Source organism: Paenibacillus sinensis (assembly GCF_019904155.1).
Classification (GTDB): Bacteria; Bacillota; Bacilli; order Paenibacillales; family Paenibacillaceae; genus Paenibacillus_AQ; species Paenibacillus_AQ sinensis.
On record NZ_JAHCMB010000046.1, the window covers coordinates 18,522 to 36,281 of the forward strand.

The following is a 17,760-nucleotide window of genomic DNA, read 5'->3' on the forward strand; positions in this document are numbered from 1 at the left end:
TTTTAATAAGGAAAGGGTTGTGGATGAGCATGCCGCATATCTATGAAGGACATTTAGTATCGGAAGGTTTGAAGTACGGAATCGTCGTTGGACGTTTCAATGAATTTATTACGAGCAAGCTGCTGACGGGCGCGCTGGACGCATTCAAGCGTCATGGTGTGAAGGATGATGAAGTTTCCGTCGCTTGGGTCCCGGGTGTATTCGAAATTCCGCTGATCGCCCAGAAGATGGCCGAGAGCGGCAAGTATGACGCCGTCGTAACCCTGGGAACCGTTATCCGGGGCTCCACGACCCACTACGACTATGTGTGCAACGAAGTGTCCAAGGGAGTCGCCGCCATCAATCTGAAGACAGGCGTTCCGACGATCTTCGGGGTATTGACAACCGAGAACATTGAACAGGCCATTGAACGCGCAGGCACCAAAGCCGGCAACAAGGGCTGGGATGCGGCGGTATCCGCAATCGAAATGGCAAATTTGAGCAAATTAATCTAGGTCTCCTGAGAAAAGCGAATCCCGCTATTGACGAATGCGTTCCAATCGTGCTTATTTATATGTAGGGAAACGAATCTCATTCGAGCGTAACTACCTTATGTGGCGTCCGGTTTCCGGGCGCTGCATTTTGCTTTTTTTCGATACCATTATAGACACTTAGCGGGAGGTTGCCTCGTGACTGTATTGTACAAGCTGGAAACGTTTGAGGGCCCGCTGGATTTATTGCTGCATTTGATCGACAAGGCGGAAATCGACATCCAGGACATTCCGGTCAGCGAGATCACCGAGCAGTATATGGAGTACCTTCAGACCATGCAGGAGCTGGAGCTGGAAGTAACCAGCGAATTCCTGGTGATGGCCGCGACTCTGCTCTCCATCAAGAGCAAGCTGCTGCTCCCCAAACCGCCGGTCATCGAGTTCGAAGATTTCGAGTACTACGATGAAGAAGACTATGACCCTCGTGCGGAGCTCGTCGAGCGGCTGATCGAATACCGCAAAATCAAGAGCATCGCCTCACAGCTGATGGATATGGAAAGCGAACGATCGCTTATCTTCACGAAGGAGCCGGATGATCTGGCGCCATACGCACCGTCGCAGGAGGATAATCCCATTAAGGGATTGCATGCCTCCGACCTGATCGCGGCGTTCCGCAAGGCGCTTGGCAAAGCGGCAAGGCGTACCTCGTATGCCCGGGTAACGCGAGATGAAATCTCGGTCAAGGACCGGATACGCGACGTATCCGAGGCGCTTCGGCGTACCGGGAAAGGCGGAAGACTCCGTTTCTCGTCGCTGCTGAACGACACCATGGCAAGACATGAGATCGTGGCGACCTTTCTCGCGATTTTGGAGCTGATGAAGATGAAGGCGATTGTATGCTACCAGGAGAAGCTGTTTGACGACATCGTGATGGAGTGGAGAGGGGCGGATATCACAGATGGACTACAAGAGTCTGAAATCAATTATTGAGGGTCTGCTGTTTCTGGCTGGCGAAGAAGGGCTGTCAGTCCGGCAGATCGCCGATATAACCGAGCAGCGGCCTGATCTGGCAGGCGAAGCGTTGGAGGAGCTCAGAAGCGATCTTGCGAACCAGCACCGCGGTCTTCAGGTCGTGCAGATCGCCGGCAATTACCGGCTTGCGACCCTGCCGGAGCATGCGCACTATTTCGAGCGGCTTGCTTACTCGCCGTCGCGGGCTTCTCTGTCTCAGGCCGCTCTTGAAACGCTGTCAATTGTCGCTTATCGCCAGCCGATTACCCGTGTGGAAATCGAAGAGATTCGCGGTGTCAAGGCGGAGCGGGCTCTCCAGACGCTGGTTAACAAGGACCTGATTCAAGAGGTTGGGCGGGCTGAAGCGATCGGGCGGCCCATTTTGTACGGCACGACGAAGTCTTTTCTGGAGACCTTTGGTCTCGCCAGCCTGAAGGAATTGCCGGAGCCGTCTGCATCCGATGTGAGCGACAATCTGGAGGAAGAGACGCAGCTGCTCTTCAATAAGCTGGATGCCCAGCAGATGACGCTGGATGAAGTGGAGCAGTCCTGACAAACGGGAAACCGATTACTGTAATCACCAAATCACCAAATCACCAAATAAATAAAGAACCAAAGAACCGCAGAACCAACCCGTAGGCGTACATGACGAATGCTGTGGACTTCAAGAGGCACTGTCCAGTCAAGCGCCGAGCCGAATTCCATGCTTTCAGCCTTGAAGACGCAAGGGGTGGCTGCGGTTTTTCGAATTTTCCCAGCTCAAGTTTGCCATACTAATCCAAGTGATCCTATTTTTTAGATGGCTTGGGGGTTAATCCGTGAAACTCTGGCTGCTGATTATCATTGCGCTGCTGCTGGCCGCTTTAGCGCTGGCGCTCTGTTCGCGCATTCACTTTGCCTTGAAGATCAAGAAGCGGGGATCGGACGAACGGCTTGAGTTTACGGTTACCGCCCTTTACGGTTTGGTGAAATACCATTATACCGTTCCGCATTTCATATTCGAGGGCATTCGGTGCGGCCTGAACATAAAACTGGAGAAGAACGGCATCTCTCCTTCCGTCTCGGCACAGGACAAGGAGCGGAACATCGACAGGAAAGATGTCAGCGAATGGATGGAATTCGGGCAAAGGGCTCTTGCCGCTACGCGCGGACTCAAACCATGGACCTCCGATACTCTGGCTCATGTGAAGATCACCAGACTCCACTGGTCCACTGATTTCTCCCTCGGGGACGCTGCGGGAACGGCTACTGCGGCTGGAGCGCTTTGGGCTTTGAAATGGTGGCTCATCGGCCGGATTTCGCAGTCGATTCGCCTGAAGGACAAGCCTAGACTCTTTGTTGTTCCGCGGTTCGTCGATCAAATCTGCTACATGACCGATGTGGACTGCGCCGGAGAGTTATCCGCCGGCTATGCCGTGTACGCCGGTTTTCGGCTTGCGCTTCGCGTCATCCGGGAGGACGAAGGGGTGCGGCAATGGCGGGAGCTTCTCAAGATCGCTCGCAGAGGGAACTGGTCCAAGGAACTGAAAGGGCAGCACTAGGCAGCTGTAGGAACTCTTCAATCGGATGGCGAGGCGTTTTTTGATGTTATCGACAGTAAAGCTTTGTATATTTCGGGCATTCGCAACACCTGAATAGGCTCCGGTGCTAAAGCTCCCCTATGTGGGGCTTTTTTGCTATTGCCGGTTACATACTCATCATCACTTTGGAGAGACTAAAGCTCAGACAGCTCAATATCAAATTGAATAATTGGAGGGAATAATATGTCTGAGCATCCCATTCAGGGTCTGATGCAGACCGCGATGGAGAACATCAAGGGCATGGTGGACGTGAATACGATTGTCGGCGAACCGGTTGAGACCAAGGATGGCAGCATCATCCTGCCGATCAGCAAGGTCGCATTCGGCTTTGCGGCCGGCGGCAGCGATTTTCATGTGGAGGATGACGAGAAGCCTGTTCAGGGCCAAAATGGCGGCGTGAAAATGCTTCCGTTCGGCGGCGGCAGCGGCGGCGGCGTCTCAATCCGTCCAATCGCCTTCTTGGTTGTAGGCCGGGAGGGTGTGCATATCGTGCCGCTGGACAACCAGACTCATATCTTCGAGAAAATCATCGATGCGACTCCGGGTCTCATCGACAAGATTCAGACGATGTTCCAAAGCAACGGAATCCATACAGGAACCGTAGCGGGGGCACCATACACTCCGCCTATCCCCGCCGCACCCGTGACTGAACCGGGCGATGTTTACTCGTCATCTAGACCGCTGTAAGCGAGTTTCCAAGCGCCTAACCATCGAGCAGGGTTGATGAGACAATGGCTCTCACATATGCAGAATAAGAAGGGTCTGTCCGATGGCTGATGCTGTTGCGACAGACCCTTTTTTTCAAAATAATGGGTACTTACGTCCTTCGTTTCTAGTCAGATCCGGAGATGATGAGTTCGATCTCATCCCCGCTCTCCGCAACGGACACTGAATTTCCGAAGGCCTCCGCAACAAATGACAAGGGCACCAGTGCCTTTCCACCCAGAAGAAGCGGAGCGGACTTTAGCTCACGAACAGTACCGTTAACTATGGCAGTCTTGCTGCCGATCCTGAATTGAACAGAATGGCTTCCTGTGGAAAGAGCTGCCGTTCGTGTATCCGCATCCCAAACCACATCCGCTCCGATCTTCGCTCCCGCCTCCTTGGCCGAAATCCACAGCTCATTCTGCTGCATATATCGGCAGGAATAGGTGAACGGCTTGCCATTCCAGAGAACATGGAAGCTCTTGACATTGCCTTCAGCATCAACGGCGGCTGATTTGGCCTGATTATCCAACAGCTCATTAAGGGCATCGACGTTCAGGTCCGTCACCCGGTAGGCAGGATCATCTCGTCCGATTGCCTCGGCAATCGACTGATTGAGCTTGCCGCTGTGATGGCTCAAATCCTTGTACAAATCCAGGTTGAAGGTCCAGTCTTGAGCGGTCTGGAAGTCGTACAGCCTGACGTTGGAGTAAGTCTTGAACTGCTCGTACATCCATTTGCGCATGATAAGCTGATTCGCGAACCTTTCGGGGTTCCCGGCATACCATGCGGTCTGCCGCATAATGCTGTAGGGCGGATAATAGAACATGAATTTCACATCGGGATAGTCTTTTACCAAAGGCAAGATGTAGGTATTAAAGTGCTCCTTCAGTTCGTCCACGTTCTCTTCATTTAGACCGAAATACTGTTCTGTCTCTCCGGCTTTGAGAAAAGATTTCGCTACAAGCTCTCTCCCGTAGGTTACTTTGCTGTCCCAATTATTTAGATGCTCCAGATCGGGACCCGATTCGCCGGCAAGCATGGCCTTGAGACTACTGCCGAACTGCTTGTACACCGAATAGTTGAACCAATAACGGTAATCGGTCCACAGCTTGCCGTCATACAGATAATCAGGGAAATCGCTGTCCGCACCCGATGACAGCTTCAGGGAGAAATAGTCCAATCCCCACAGCACCTGCTTGACCTTCCCGGTCCGAAGCGCCAAGGCGGCCATCTTGTAATGCTCGTCGACGGTCGAACCCTCCATAGACAGCTTTAACACGGTTCCGCCGAGCGCTTGACCCGTTTCGGAAGGGAGAAAATTTTCAGTCATGGAAGTACCGATGATAATCGTATCGTAATCATAGTGTAACGCCAGCCCCGGATTCTGATAGCGCTCCTGCTCCGACAGCAGCGGCACATACCAGGATGGGCGATGATAGAACTGCAGCGGATCGATAACTGCGGTGATCAAGGCGGCGCCAGCTGCAAACAGCATAAAGAAGACGACGAAGTAACCCATGGCTGACTTCGACCGTCTTCGAGGAATGGACCGCTGTAGCGGCGTCGGCGTGCTGAAACGGGATCGGACAGGTACTAATCGCATACTTGAACCTCCATTGGAATTATTGTCTAGAAGTTGAAATACAGGAACACGGAAATCCGGCTGAAGAACATCAGCGAGACGATCATCAGGACTGCCATAACGACCGCGCTTCCCGGCCCCGGTCTCAAATTCCTGAGCTTCTCCGCTTGCAGAGGATGACGGAGTGTAACATACAGCAGTATGGCAATCAGCACGATGCCTCCAAGAAGCTCGGGAAGAGACTTTATCCCGGAGCCGGAGAACCCGGCCATTCCCTTGAGGAGCCGTATCGCTGTGTCCTGAGTTTCGGCCCGGAAGAAGACCCAGGTTATATTGAGAAAGCCGAAGGTCAGAAGCCAGGCCAGCCGGCGCGGAAGAGGAAAGCCCCATCTCTTCCAGACCCGTTCCGCTGCCTGGGCTGCGCCGTGAAGAAGACCCCACAGAATAAACATCCAGCCAGCCCCGTGCCAGATCCCCCCGATCAGGAAGGTCAGCATCACATTGAACAGTGCTCTTGTGAATCCTTTGCGGCTGCCTCCGAGCGGAATGTAGATGTAATCCCGAAGAAATCGGCTGAGTGTCATATGCCAGCGCCGCCAGAAATCCTGAACGCCCACAGCAAGGTACGGGGCGCTAAAGTTCTCCGGCAGCCTGATATTGAACAGGAGCGCGGCTCCGATCGCCATATCGGTGTATCCGCTGAAATCGAAATAGAGTTGAAGTGTGTAAGCCAGAGCGGCAACCCAGGAATCGAGAAAGCCGGACGCTGAAGCGAATCCGCTGTTGGCATAGACGGCCAGGGAGTCTGCCAGCACCATTTTCTTGGCAAGACCGATTGCGAAGCGAAGGCTTCCCTCATGGATATGTTTCCAGTTCCAAACCTTGTTTCTCAGCCTGTCGAACTGGGGAATCATCTCCTTATGGTGCAGAATTGGACCTGATATCAGATGGGGGAAGAAGGTCACAAACAGCACATAGTTAACGATGCTGTACTCGCTGGTTTCACTTCGGTAGGCATCGACCAGATAGGCGATCTGGGTAAAGGTGAAGAAGCTGATGCCGAGCGGAAGCGCGAGACCTGGCAAAGGGAAGGATTGACCGGTCAGATGATTCCAGTTCACGATGGCGAAGTCTGCGTATTTAAACAATCCAAGCGCCAGCAGATTCACAATCAGCCCCAGACCGAGCATGCACTTCCTTCCATTTCCGCTGGGGAAGGCTCGCAGAGCGCGTCCCAGCATGAAATTGAAAGCGATGGACAGAAGCAGCAGCGGCACGAATTTCACATTCCACCAGCCGTAGAAGATCAGTGAAGCAAGGGCAAGCCAGCCTTTGGCTCCCTGAAACAGCCGGTAATGATTCAGCAGGGCATAGACCGCCAGCACAATCGGAAGGAAGGCGAAGATGAACAGATAGGAATTAAAGAGCATAAGCGAACCTCGCTTTACGGAAATGATGGGAACGAGTTCTAGGGTAAAGGATAAATCTTAACGGCTTCGCGATGAATTTCTTATTTTTTTCTAAAGGAAGCTGAAAGTTGCCTGAATGGTAGCTGGGAAAAGACAAAAAAAGGACGGCCGCAGCCGTCCATAGATCCGGATTATTCATTTCATAAAGTCTCCGCTTCTGTATTCGTATTTGCCAGTGGGAATACGGTTTCGAATTCGGTCCGTTTCTCCGAGCTTCTTGCTTGGATGTATCCGCCGTGAAGCTCCGCAATCGATTTGGCAATCGCCAGGCCGAGGCCGCTGCCCCCGGTCTGCCGGGAACGGGATTTGTCCACACGGTAGAAGCGCTGAAAGAGATAGGGAAGATCCTGCGGCGGAATCGGCTTGCCGTAGTTGGCGCATACCGCTACCGCGCTGGAATCGCGCATGAAGACCGAAATATCCAGCTTCTTTCCCTCATAGCCGTATCTTGTCGCGTTGGTGAACAAATTCTCATAAAGACGCACCAGTTCGGCGGGGTCTCCTTCTATGATTACCGGTTCCGGACCGGTATGAATCTCATAAGTCATTCCGGAGCCCTCCAGAACCGGAACGAATTCTTCGGCAAGCTGCTCCAGCAGCTTCCTCAGATCAAGCGGTTCCCGCCTGAGCGGAAGCCCTCCGGTAACGCGCGTGTATTCGAACAGGTCGTCAATAAGCTTCTTCAGCGTAAGCGACTTCCCGTAAGCAATCCCGATATAATGCCGGAGTTCAATCTCATCCCGGTATTTGTCGTTCTCCATATATTCGAGAAATCCGATCACTGAAGTCAGCGGTGTCCGGAGATCGTGGGAGACACCGGTAATCAGATCGGCTTTGGTCTTTGCCGCTGCCTTCTCCTCCTGTATCGAATGCTGAAGCCGGTCGGCCATAGCATTAAGGTTCAACGCGAGAGTACCGAGTTCGTCCTCCGACTTCACAGGAACGCGCGCTGTCAAATCGCCGTCCGCGATGGCCTGCATGGTGTCCCCGAGCCTGCGGAGATAAGCGAATGTTCCGCCCGACAGCCTCAGAAAGAACAGCGTGTACAGCGGAATTCCGGCAATCAGCAGCAGGGGAGCCGAGCCGATATGGTTTGCCGTCCAGCGGATCAGTGTGGCTCCCCAGAAGGAGCGGGACGGATTCATCCACACCAGCAGGCCTGCGGCGAAGTAGAGGACACCCAGAATGAGCCCGGTCGACAGCAGGGCGGCCAGGCTGTACAGAATCATTTTCCAGGGAAGGGTTCCCGGCAATTTCCGTATCGTCAATCATTCCCCCTCCTTTTCTCCATTTTGTAGCCGACGCCCCAGACGGTCTTGATGTGCTCCGGATTTCGCGGGTCCAGCTCGATTTTCTCGCGAATTTTTCGAATATGGACCATGAGGGTGTTATGGCCTTCCAGATATGGCTCTTTCCAGACTTTGTCGTAAATCTGTTCCATGCTCATAACCTGCCCGGCATGACGGGCAAGCAGTTCCAGAATAGCGAATTCCCTGGGGGTCAGTCGGACAGGCTTGTCGTCGGCAAATACCTCGAATGTGGAGGGATTGATCCGCAGTCCGTCAACCGAGAGTTCCCGATGATCCGGATATCCGGTTCCCAAATACTGCCGTGTTCGGCGCAGCTGGGATTTGATACGTGCGACAAGTTCCAGCGGGCTGAACGGCTTGGTTACATAATCATCTGCTCCCAGACTGAGTCCGGTGATTTTATCGAGATCCTGACCTTTGGCAGAGAGCATGATGATTGGAAATTTCTCGGTCTCCCGGATTTTCATACAGGCTTCGAGCCCGTCCATATTTGGCATCATAATGTCGAGCACCATGAGGTCAATCCGCTCCCGTCTGACAATCTGCACGGCTTCCTCGCCGTTGCTGGCGGTCAGCAGCCGATAGCCTTCATTCTCCAAATAGATTTGCATCAGTTTGATAATTTCGGTCTCGTCATCGACGAGCAGCAGTGTTCCGTTGTCCATGGTCTTTATCCTCCTGCGCCCTTCTTTCTCTTATGAAGTATACCTCATCACCGCATCTTCGAGCCTGAATCTAATCTGAAAAGAGGACCGGCTTCACGGTTGCGGGGCCGACATGCTGCGGGATCTCCGGCCGTTCGAAGGCAGCTTGCCGAACAGCAGCCAGGCCCGGGGCACATACCTTGCGGCAAGGGAGACCGTAATCCAGGAGCAGCCAAGGGCTGCGGCAAACGCGCCGGCGTACCACAGATGAAGCAGCCAAGCCGTTCCGGCGGCCGGCGGATATTTTCGGTAGAGCAGCAGGAAGAAAGGATGAATCAGATATATTCCGAAGGACAGCGACCCGATGCTTGCCGCCATTTTACGCAGAAAATGGAATTTAGAACGGTAAAGACAGGCCGCTGCATGCAGCAGCACAGGCAGGGCAAAAAGCGAGAACAGACAATACCAAAGCTCGTAGTACAGCGAAGCAAATGAAATTCCGTCTCTCCGGTTGTAAAAATAAAGCATGGTCAGCGTAGTTCCTGAAATCGCCCATAGAACCCAGACCGCGTAGAGGACCCGAACCAGGGCCTGTCGTGTTCCGGTCCGGTCGTCCGGACTTAAGAGAAGCCTCCGTATTGCGGGATAGCACAAGCCCAGGACGGCGCCGAGCATGTAATAGGCGAAATAGGTGAGACACCAGCTTCCGCGGCTGCCGAGATGGAATACATATTTATTTCCAAGCACGAATGCCCATTGAATCGCAAGCCCCGCCGGAATGCCCCAGAACTTGAGCCGGGGGAATCGTCTAAAGGCGGCCAGCAGAAACGGAAACAACAGATAAAACTGTGCGATGACCAGTATATAGTAGAGATGCGCATAAGCTTTGCCCGTCGCCAGCTTCATCAGGAAGGAAGAGAGAGAAGCCTGGGATACCGGCATTCCGGCTGCTGCAAGGGAGACAGCGTAGTAGATGAGGGAGAAGCTCAAATAGGGAATCATAATAAAGAGCAGGCGGCGTTTATAGAACGCAGCGGTCATTTGCATAGTTACCCGTCTGGCTCCGTAATTGTAGAACAGAACGAATGCACTCAATGCGAGAAATGTGGGAACCGCAAATTTCATGAAGATGTTCAGGAAGTTATAAAAAAAGAAGAAACGCGATTCCACCAACTGAGCAGTGGCGTAAGAAGTAGCGTGGATGAGAATAACTCCCAGAATACAGAAGGCGCGAACGATGTTTAGCTCGGGTAGGTGCTGCGGTTTTGATGAGTCCGGCATGGTGTATCAGTCCTTTCGTCATTTGGTGAATCTCGTTGTCGACTCCCCCAATGATAGCCGGAACTTCTTAACATGGACGTGGTGCGTTTCTAAAGAATCTCTTAAGATTTTCTTAAATTCCGGACGGGTTGGGACATACCGCCTGCCGGACTGGCATACACTTGTACAAAATGCGGATAGGAGCCGGAGGTTGAGCATGAAGAACGTACAATTAAGGACGTCCCTGATTTGGATCCTTTGCGGCCTGCTGCTGTTTGTGCCGTTCGCGAGCGCTCATGCGGAAAAGGAAGAAAAAGAGATGTCAACCCACGCCAAGGCGGCTGCGCTGATTGATGTCGAGTCCGGACGGATTCTGTACAGCAGTCATGGAGACGAGCCGATGCTGATCGCAAGTCTGACCAAGATTATGACGGCGATTGTAGCCATCGAGAACGGGGATTTAAGCAGCAAGGTGACGGTCGGCCGGAACGCTTACGCCAAGGAAGGCTCATCGCTCTTTCTGAAGCAGGGTGAGCAGATGACGCTGGAGAATATGCTGTACGGGCTGATGCTCCGTTCGGGTAACGACGCGGCGACGGCGATCGCCGAGCATGTGGGCGGTTCGGAGGCCGGGTTTGTCTACTTGATGAATGCCAAGGCGGAAGAGCTTGGTCTTACCCATACCCATTTTCAGAACCCGCATGGCCTTGATGCCAAGGAGCATTATTCCACCGCGAATGATCTTGCAGTACTGACCGCTTATGCCATGCATAATCCGGTATTCAAGGAAATCGTGAAGACGCAGGTGAAGACGGCTGACAACCCGAACGATAAATGGGATTACAAATGGCTTAACAAGAACAAAATGCTCCGGCTGTATGAGGGAGCGGATGGCGTCAAGACGGGTTATACGAAAAAAGCGCTGCGCTGTCTGGTCAGCTCTGCGACGCGGAACGGGCAGCAGCTTGTGGCGGTAACGCTGAATGACGGGGACGACTGGAACGACCACGCCGCACTGCTTAATTTCGGATTCAAACGGTTTCCGCTGCGAACGATCGTCGAACGCGGCGACCGGGTTCAAGGATACCCGCTGGCCGCGAGCCTTCAGTTCTCGTATCCGTTCGGCCCCGGGGAAGAGGAACGGCTGGTGAAGGAGCTGGTGCTGAATCCGAAGAGCGCAAGCGGCAGTAAGCTGAACTTCGGCTTTCGCGGTGTGCTGGTGCTGAAGCTGGGCAGTCAGGAGATCGGCAGGGTGCCGATCTATGAAGAGGGCCGCCTGCCCAAGGTGACCCAGCCGGTAGGCCGGGAGACTGCCGCGGCCGCTCATCCGGCGGCAAGCTGGCTTCAGGCGGCGGGCAGCGCTATCCGGGCATTGTTCGATCCGTTCCGGGGGGGAGGAGAAGCCCGTGATTAACGCCATCTGGCTCGGCATGATTCTCATCGGCTTCATCTTCGCCGCCGCGACCGGGCGCATGGACGAATTCACCGCAGCGGTCTTCGACGGCGCCAAGACCGGGGTAACGGTCAGCTTCGGACTGATCAGCGTACTCGCCTTCTGGCTTGGCATTATGCGAATTGCCGAGGATGGCGGTCTGCTGCGCATCATTGCGAAGGCGCTCGGTCCGGTCGTCCGCTTCCTCTTCCCCGATGTGCCGAAGGATCATCCGGCCATCGGGTATATCCTCTCCAACATGAGCGCCAATCTGCTCGGCCTCGGCAACGCCGCAACGCCGATGGGCATCAAGGCGATGCAGGAATTGCAGACGCTGAACCCTGACAAGCACACCGCCACACCGGCGATGTGCACCCTGCTGGCGCTCAATACCGCCAGCATTACGCTCATTCCGGCGACGCTGATCGCGATCCGCCTGAATTACGGATCGACCGAGCCTGCCGGCATCGTCGGCACCACGCTCGCGGCTACGTTCGTCGCCACGCTCGCCGCGATCGTGGCCGACAGGCTGTGCCGCCGGCTCGATCTGCGGCGGAGGCCGCCCGCACCTCCGCCGTCCCAGGGACTGCATGACGCGGGCGGCTCCGCGCCGCAGCCAGACGGTCCCGCCGCCTTGTCGTCCGGCGGCATCGCTTCGCGGCCGACCAGGACGGGGTGAACGGGCGGCTGCCAATCCAAGCCGAGCCAACCCAACCCAGCGAAAGGAGGCCTGCCTGTGTACGCGCTGATTACGCTTGTGTCTACTTGGGCGATCCCGGTGTTGATCGCCTTTATTCCTCTTTATGCCTACGCCCGCAAAGTTCCCGTCTATGAATCGTTCGTCGACGGTGCGAAGGAGGGCTTCGGAACAGCCGTCGGCATCATCCCCCCTCTGGTGGGGATGATGGTGGCGATCAGCGTCTTCCGGGCTTCTGGAGCGCTGGATTATATAATGGGCTTCATTGCGCCTTTAATGCGCCAGCTTGGTGTCCCGGCGGAGGTGCTGCCGCTCGGGCTTCTGCGCCCGCTCACCGGAACCGGTTCGCTGGCTTACACCACAGAGCTCATCCGGGTCCATGGCCCGGATTCGATGATCGGCCGCATCGCCTCCACGATTCAGGGGAGCACAGACACCACGCTGTACGTGCTGACCGTCTACTTCGGAGCTGTCGGCATCCGCAACGGGCGATATGCCCTGAAGGTTGGGCTATTCTCCGATCTTGTCGGCTTTGCGGCGGCGGTTGCCATCTGTCTCCTTGTGTACGGCTAAGGTACGCCTCTCCCCAAGCCAGCTGCCTTCTTCTCCCAGGTGGCTGGCTTTTATGGCGGCGCATTCACACCGTCACGGCCCCTATCATATGCTAATGCACAGCACCTAGAGGAAAGGGGAGGAAGCTATGCCATACAAGGGGTTCGTCATTCATCACTCCGTCTGTCCGGCGATTAACGGCAAGGGCTTCGATTTCTGGATTGGAACGAATGGTTCGGTATATGCAGCGCCGCTTCTGACCGATCCCGAGAATATTCATCTCTGCATGGAGGGTGATTTCGGGCGCTCCCCTTTACCCGGAGCCACGGAAGCACAGACTTTTGCGGCTTGCCGGCTCATTCTGGAGCTGTCCGCCCGTTATGGCATCTCACCGCCTGTCATCATGCCGCATGATGATTCCTGCCCGGGGTTCTTTTTTCCATGGAATGAGCTTGTGCTTTACCCCGGCGATGGGTATCATTAGGCTGAGGTGACCAAATCGACAATGGAAAGATTGCAGAAAATACTGGCACAGGCCGGAGTAGCGTCCAGACGCAAGTGCGAAGAGCTTATTCTGGCTGGCAAAGTGGAAGTGAACGGGGAGGTTGTGACCGAACTCGGCACGAAGGCCGACCCGGCCAGCGATGTGATCAAGGTATCGGGCAAACCGATCTCTGGCGAGAATAAAATCTACATTATGTTCAACAAGCCGAAGGGCGTCATCACGAGCGCTTCCGACCCGAAGGGGCGCAAGATCGTCACGGATTATATGAAGGGAATCAAAGAGCGGGTCTATCCGATCGGCCGCCTGGATTACGATACGGAGGGTCTGCTGCTGCTGACCAACGACGGCGAGTTCGCGAATCTGCTGACCCATCCGAAGCATCATGTGCCGAAGACATATCTGGCTACAGTCAAAGGTGTGCCGCATGGCACGTCGCTGGACAAGCTCAAGGAAGGCGTCAAGCTGGAGGATGGGATGACCGCTCCGGCAGAAGTTGAGTACAAGGATATCAATGAAGATGGCAAGGAATCCGTAATCAGCATTACGATTCATGAAGGGAGAAACCGTCAGGTACGGCGCATGTTCGAGGCGATCTCCCATCCCGTGATCCGGCTGAAGCGGATATCGTTCGGCGATCTGCTGCTTCAGAATTTGAAGCGGGGGACGTACCGGCATTTGACCAAGGAGGAAATCGAATCGCTGCGGCAAATGGCCAAGGCCGGTCTTTCCAAAGGCAATAACACACGTAAAGACACATAATGTTCACAAATAGCCCCCGGAAAAGTATGGCAGCTTTCGTTATAATGTTCATAAGATGTTCACAAATCTTGTGATAATAGGGAAAAATGTCATCACGGACATTCTGTCCATAGGGGGCTATTGCTTTGCGTATAGGAAGAAAGCAAATCCAACTCATCATCCTGACTCTGACAGTCCTCCTTGGATGCTATGTCATAGGCGCCTCCGTGTTCGGCGGGAATGGAGCCGTGGAGGAAGGTGGACGCGCCCCGTCTTTCGATCTGCTCGGGCTTGACGGCAAGAAGCATACGCTGAATGAGTATCGGGGCAAGGCGGTCGTGCTTAACTTCTGGGGCTCCTGGTGCACTCCTTGTAAAAAGGAGATGCCTGCACTTCAGGCTCAGTGGAGCAAATGGAAGAATGAAGACGTTGTCATCCTAGCCGTCAATGTAGCGGAGGGCGAGACGACGGTGCGTGATTTTGCCAAGAGTGTGGGTGCCGAATTTCCGGTATTGCTGGACCCGGATCGGGAAGCCGTGCGCAGCTATGGCATATCTCCGCTGCCGACTACCATTTTTATCAATGGGAAAGGTCGGATCGACAATATCCATATTGGACAGCTGGACATGAACACACTGGACACCGAGATTGATAAGCTGGTGACTTCATGAGCAGGTCTGCTGTATAGAATTAACCCTGCGTTTTCTCCATGTAAAGCTAGGATTAACGGGTTATGCCTTTGCTTCTCGGGGGTCTGGCTGTGAAACGCTGTACACCCGGACTAATGTTATCGTTGACAATCCCGGGAGCAATGATAGTACAATAGAGAAAGTCAGTTATAAAATGCCTCCGATCGAGGCAACTTATCATAGCGAATCATAGCGAAATTGAGCGTTTTGAGTCATTTTCAGGAGCGAACAAGCCCTTGTTCCAGGCTCCAACCCGGATGAAGGGCATCATCGCGGGGTGCTGGGGACTGGGGCTGAGATGGCGTTGTCATCTTGTTAAGGGATTCTTATGGACCGCTGGGTCCTTGGGAACAAGTCTAAAGTAAGCAGCTGATGGCGTCCGCGACAAAGATTTCGGCGTTATCATCTGCCGGGCCAATGACACATGGCTTCCTTTCTTAACCTTGGGCCTCCCGATCTATAGTGGGACAGGTTCAGGCGGCGTGGGGCCGGTTCCAGGGCCGTGTTCCGAAGAATATCCGGAATTACAGCAACCTGGCTGTTCTACAGCGCTAAATCATCATCTCCGTCCGGTCTTCGGATGGCAGGGCGGAAGTTGATCTGGCTGGTCGTACCCGGCTTGTTGATTGTCATGTTAGCTCTGGTTGGCGTTAATCTGGTTATCGCCGGTCTGCATTTCAATGCGGGTACGGATTAACCCGGCCGATTGGTCGATAAGACGCAGCCATCCTAGCAATCTTGTACTGTATCCGATGAAGGGGTTGTTGTGAAATGGCAGAACATCTGAATAGAATTCTGGTTGTGGACGATGAAGAGCGTATCCGCCGTCTGCTGAAAATGTATCTGGAGAAGGAAGGCTATGAGATTGACGAAGCGGAAGACGGAGAAATTGCGCTGAGAAAAGCGACAGCCGCGGACTACGGATTGATTCTGCTAGATGTGATGCTCCCGGGAATAGACGGAATCGAGGTCCTCACCCGGCTGCGCGATGTGAAATCGACGCCGGTATTGATGCTCACCGCGAAGGGTGAAGAGATCAACCGCGTTCAGGGATTTGAAATGGGCGCCGATGACTATGTCGTCAAACCGTTCAGCCCCCGTGAGGTCATCTATCGGGTAAAAGCCATTATGCGCCGCTCCTCGGCAACCGCCTTTCTTTCCAAAGAGACGAATTCGAGCAACAATATCGTATTTCCCCATCTGGTTATTGAGCATGACGCGCATCGCGTGACGGCGGGAGGGCAGGAAGTGAGCCTGACGCCGAAGGAATATGAACTGCTGCACTATCTGGCCGTTTCCCCTGATAAGGTATTCTCCCGCGAGGAATTGCTGAAAGATGTGTGGAACTATGAATTTTTCGGCGATCTCCGAACGGTGGATACTCATGTCAAACGCTTGCGCGAGAAGCTGAACAAGGTTTCCCCGGAGTCAGCCGCCATGATCACGACGGTCTGGGGCGTCGGATACAAGCTTGAGGTCCCGAAATAAGTGAACTTCTGGAGAAGCCTTGTCGGTAAGCTGTGGGTGACGATTATTTGTCTCGTCGCGATTGTGCTGATGACGCTCGGGCTGTTCCTGCTGCCGTATATTGACAGCAAATTCTCCAACTCTGGAGCGATCAAGCGGCTGTATATGTACACAGGCATGATCGGATTCTCCATGACGACCTTCTTCGCGCTCTTCCTGTTCACCAAGATTACGCAGCCAATGCAGCGCCTGATCGAGGCGGCCAATGCGATTCGCAGAGGCGAGTACGGAACCCGCGTGAACGTGGTGACCAGCGATGAGATCGGAGTCCTGGCTACTTCCTTCAACCATATGGCCGCAGAGCTGGAGAGCAATATTCGAAGTCTTAATCATGAAAAAGGCCTGCTGTCCAACGTTCTCCGAAGCATGAGCGATCCCGTAATCACGTTCGATAACGAAGGCAGCATCGTGTTGACCAATCCTCACGGACAGGATCTTCTGGAACGCTGGAGCGATTTGAAATGGGAGCATGAAGGGGAAGAAGCTTTTCCTGAGCCCTCCGGCGGACTTTCCGGAATTCCGCTTCCGCTGCGTCCGCTCTTCCTGAAGACGCAGGAGGACGGAGGCGATCACAGCGATAACGTTCATGTACGGCAGGGCGTCTGGTCCGTGCATATGGCGCCGCTGTACACGGACAAAGAAATTCAAGGCGCGGTGGCGGTGCTCCGCGATGTGACCGAAGAAGTGCGTCTGGAGAAGATGCGGAGGGACTTCCTCGCGAATGTCTCCCATGAAATTCGCACTCCGCTGTCGATGATGCAGGGCTACAGCGAGGCGCTGCTGGATGGAATGGCAACCTCTCCAGAGGAGAGCAGTGAGCTGATCCAGGTCATTCACGACGAGTCCCTGCGGATGGGACGGCTGGTCAAGGATCTTCTGGATCTGGCCCGCATGGAAGCCGGCCATTCCGATATGAACCGATCGGTCGTGAACGTGAGTGAACTCCTGGAGCGGATTTACCGTAAATTCTCCGTCCGGGCCAAGGAACGGAATATCGATCTCCGCTGTATACGGAAGAGCAGCGAGCTATGGCTTCACGACGCGGATGAAGACAAGCTGGAGCAGGTGCTCACCAATCTGCTTGATAATGCTTTCCGCCATACGCCAGAAGGCAGACGGATCGATATCGTCGCTGACTGGATTGCCCATTCGAACCGTTCGGAGATTGAAATCGAAGTCCGGGATGAAGGTGCGGGCATTCCCTCCGAGGATCTGCCGTTTATCTTCGAACGTTTCTATAAGGCGGACAAAGCGCGGGTGCGGGGCGAGTCCGTAGGCACAGGGCTCGGGCTGGCAATCGTCAAGAATATCGTGGAATCCCATGGCGGCCATATTTCAGCTGCCAGCCGTCTTGGCGAAGGCACTTGTTTCACGATGCGCCTGCCTGTCGAAAAAGCATAATTTTAAACTTTGTATGTCAGCGCCTCTCGAACCGGAGGTGCTTTTTGTTGAAACAGGCACATAAATCTTGTTCTTCGTGGAACAAAGCGGTTAGTGATTAAGAAACCGATAACGGCTTAACAGGAGGAACGCTATGAAGCCAAATTCAAGTTATCATCATGTAAAAATACAGCCTATGCCCATCT

The 17,760-nt window shown here is 54.1% G+C and carries 19 protein-coding genes; 14 read left to right on the forward strand and 5 right to left on the reverse strand.

Annotated features, from left to right (window positions below; genetic code table 11):
* Positions 1 to 29 precede the first annotated feature (29 nt).
* From ribH to ytfJ, 5 genes are all read left to right on the forward strand, one after another.
* Positions 30 to 494, forward strand: coding sequence for a 6,7-dimethyl-8-ribityllumazine synthase (gene ribH, locus KIH86_RS04415; protein WP_223087674.1), 465 nt, complete (start codon positions 30 to 32; stop codon positions 492 to 494).
* A gap of 174 nt (positions 495 to 668) precedes the next feature.
* Complete coding sequence (locus KIH86_RS04420) at positions 669 to 1,460, forward strand: segregation and condensation protein A (protein ID WP_223086449.1); 792 nt, start codon at positions 669 to 671, stop codon at positions 1,458 to 1,460.
* A complete protein-coding gene (gene scpB, locus KIH86_RS04425) occupies positions 1,429 to 2,034 on the forward strand; it encodes an SMC-Scp complex subunit ScpB (protein WP_223086452.1) in 606 nt (201 codons plus the stop codon). The genes KIH86_RS04420 and scpB overlap by 32 nt, the downstream gene beginning before the upstream one ends.
* A 265-nt stretch (positions 2,035 to 2,299) precedes the next feature.
* Complete coding sequence (locus tag KIH86_RS04430; RefSeq protein WP_223086454.1) at positions 2,300 to 3,022, forward strand: DUF2953 domain-containing protein; 723 nt, start codon at positions 2,300 to 2,302, stop codon at positions 3,020 to 3,022.
* A 222-nt stretch (positions 3,023 to 3,244) separates the two neighbouring features.
* Positions 3,245 to 3,748: a GerW family sporulation protein gene (gene ytfJ / locus KIH86_RS04435; RefSeq protein WP_223086457.1), complete on the forward strand. Its 504-nt coding sequence runs from the start codon at positions 3,245 to 3,247 to the stop codon at positions 3,746 to 3,748.
* A 145-nt stretch (positions 3,749 to 3,893) separates the two neighbouring features.
* Here ytfJ and KIH86_RS04440 read toward each other — a convergent pair whose 3' ends face one another.
* The 5 genes from KIH86_RS04440 to KIH86_RS04460 all read right to left on the reverse strand — a co-directional run bounded on the left by KIH86_RS04440 (position 3,894) and on the right by KIH86_RS04460 (position 10,055).
* On the reverse strand, positions 3,894 to 5,372 hold the full coding sequence (locus KIH86_RS04440) for a copper amine oxidase N-terminal domain-containing protein (protein WP_223086460.1): 1,479 nt from the start codon (positions 5,370 to 5,372) through the stop codon (positions 3,894 to 3,896).
* 26 nt (positions 5,373 to 5,398) lie between these two features.
* The gene (locus KIH86_RS04445) at positions 5,399 to 6,781 is read right to left on the reverse strand and encodes an MBOAT family O-acyltransferase (RefSeq protein WP_223086464.1); all 1,383 of its coding nucleotides are present in this window, start codon (positions 6,779 to 6,781) and stop codon (positions 5,399 to 5,401) included.
* Positions 6,782 to 6,960: 179 nt separating this feature from the next.
* Positions 6,961 to 8,088 carry a sensor histidine kinase gene (locus KIH86_RS04450; RefSeq protein ID WP_235775254.1) on the reverse strand — a complete coding sequence of 376 codons (1,128 nt, stop codon included), beginning with the start codon at positions 8,086 to 8,088 and terminating at the stop codon, positions 6,961 to 6,963.
* Positions 8,085 to 8,795, reverse strand: a complete 711-nt coding sequence (locus KIH86_RS04455) for a response regulator transcription factor (protein ID WP_223086466.1) — start codon at positions 8,793 to 8,795, stop codon at positions 8,085 to 8,087. The genes KIH86_RS04450 and KIH86_RS04455 overlap by 4 nt, the downstream gene beginning before the upstream one ends.
* 93 nt (positions 8,796 to 8,888) lie before the next feature.
* Positions 8,889 to 10,055 (reverse strand): acyltransferase, encoded by a 1,167-nt coding sequence (locus KIH86_RS04460; RefSeq protein WP_223086468.1) that lies wholly within the window; start codon positions 10,053 to 10,055, stop codon positions 8,889 to 8,891.
* A gap of 196 nt (positions 10,056 to 10,251) precedes the next feature.
* Between KIH86_RS04460 and KIH86_RS04465 the strand changes: the two genes are divergently transcribed.
* From KIH86_RS04465 to KIH86_RS04505, 9 genes are all read left to right on the forward strand, one after another.
* On the forward strand, positions 10,252 to 11,448 hold the full coding sequence (locus KIH86_RS04465) for a D-alanyl-D-alanine carboxypeptidase family protein (protein ID WP_223086470.1): 1,197 nt from the start codon (positions 10,252 to 10,254) through the stop codon (positions 11,446 to 11,448).
* A complete protein-coding gene (locus tag KIH86_RS04470; RefSeq protein ID WP_223086472.1) occupies positions 11,441 to 12,145 on the forward strand; it encodes a nucleoside recognition domain-containing protein in 705 nt (234 codons plus the stop codon). Before KIH86_RS04465 ends, KIH86_RS04470 begins: the two co-directional genes overlap by 8 nt.
* Before the next feature lie 57 nt (positions 12,146 to 12,202).
* A complete protein-coding gene (locus tag KIH86_RS04475) occupies positions 12,203 to 12,736 on the forward strand; it encodes a spore maturation protein (RefSeq protein ID WP_223086475.1) in 534 nt (177 codons plus the stop codon).
* Between the two features lie 127 nt (positions 12,737 to 12,863).
* Complete coding sequence (locus KIH86_RS04480) at positions 12,864 to 13,199, forward strand: peptidoglycan recognition protein family protein (protein ID WP_223086477.1); 336 nt, start codon at positions 12,864 to 12,866, stop codon at positions 13,197 to 13,199.
* 21 nt (positions 13,200 to 13,220) lie between these two features.
* Positions 13,221 to 13,979, forward strand: coding sequence for a pseudouridine synthase (locus tag KIH86_RS04485; protein WP_223086480.1), 759 nt, complete (start codon positions 13,221 to 13,223; stop codon positions 13,977 to 13,979).
* Positions 13,980 to 14,104: 125 nt separating this feature from the next.
* Positions 14,105 to 14,629, forward strand: a complete 525-nt coding sequence (locus tag KIH86_RS04490; RefSeq protein ID WP_223086483.1) for a redoxin domain-containing protein — start codon at positions 14,105 to 14,107, stop codon at positions 14,627 to 14,629.
* A 520-nt stretch (positions 14,630 to 15,149) separates the two neighbouring features.
* Positions 15,150 to 15,344 (forward strand): hypothetical protein, encoded by a 195-nt coding sequence (locus tag KIH86_RS04495; RefSeq protein ID WP_223086485.1) that lies wholly within the window; start codon positions 15,150 to 15,152, stop codon positions 15,342 to 15,344.
* Between the two features lie 74 nt (positions 15,345 to 15,418).
* Positions 15,419 to 16,135 (forward strand): response regulator transcription factor, encoded by a 717-nt coding sequence (locus KIH86_RS04500; RefSeq protein ID WP_179036272.1) that lies wholly within the window; start codon positions 15,419 to 15,421, stop codon positions 16,133 to 16,135.
* Positions 16,136 to 17,575, forward strand: coding sequence for a HAMP domain-containing sensor histidine kinase (locus KIH86_RS04505; protein ID WP_223086487.1), 1,440 nt, complete (start codon positions 16,136 to 16,138; stop codon positions 17,573 to 17,575).
* The last annotated feature ends 185 nt before the right edge of the window (positions 17,576 to 17,760 follow it).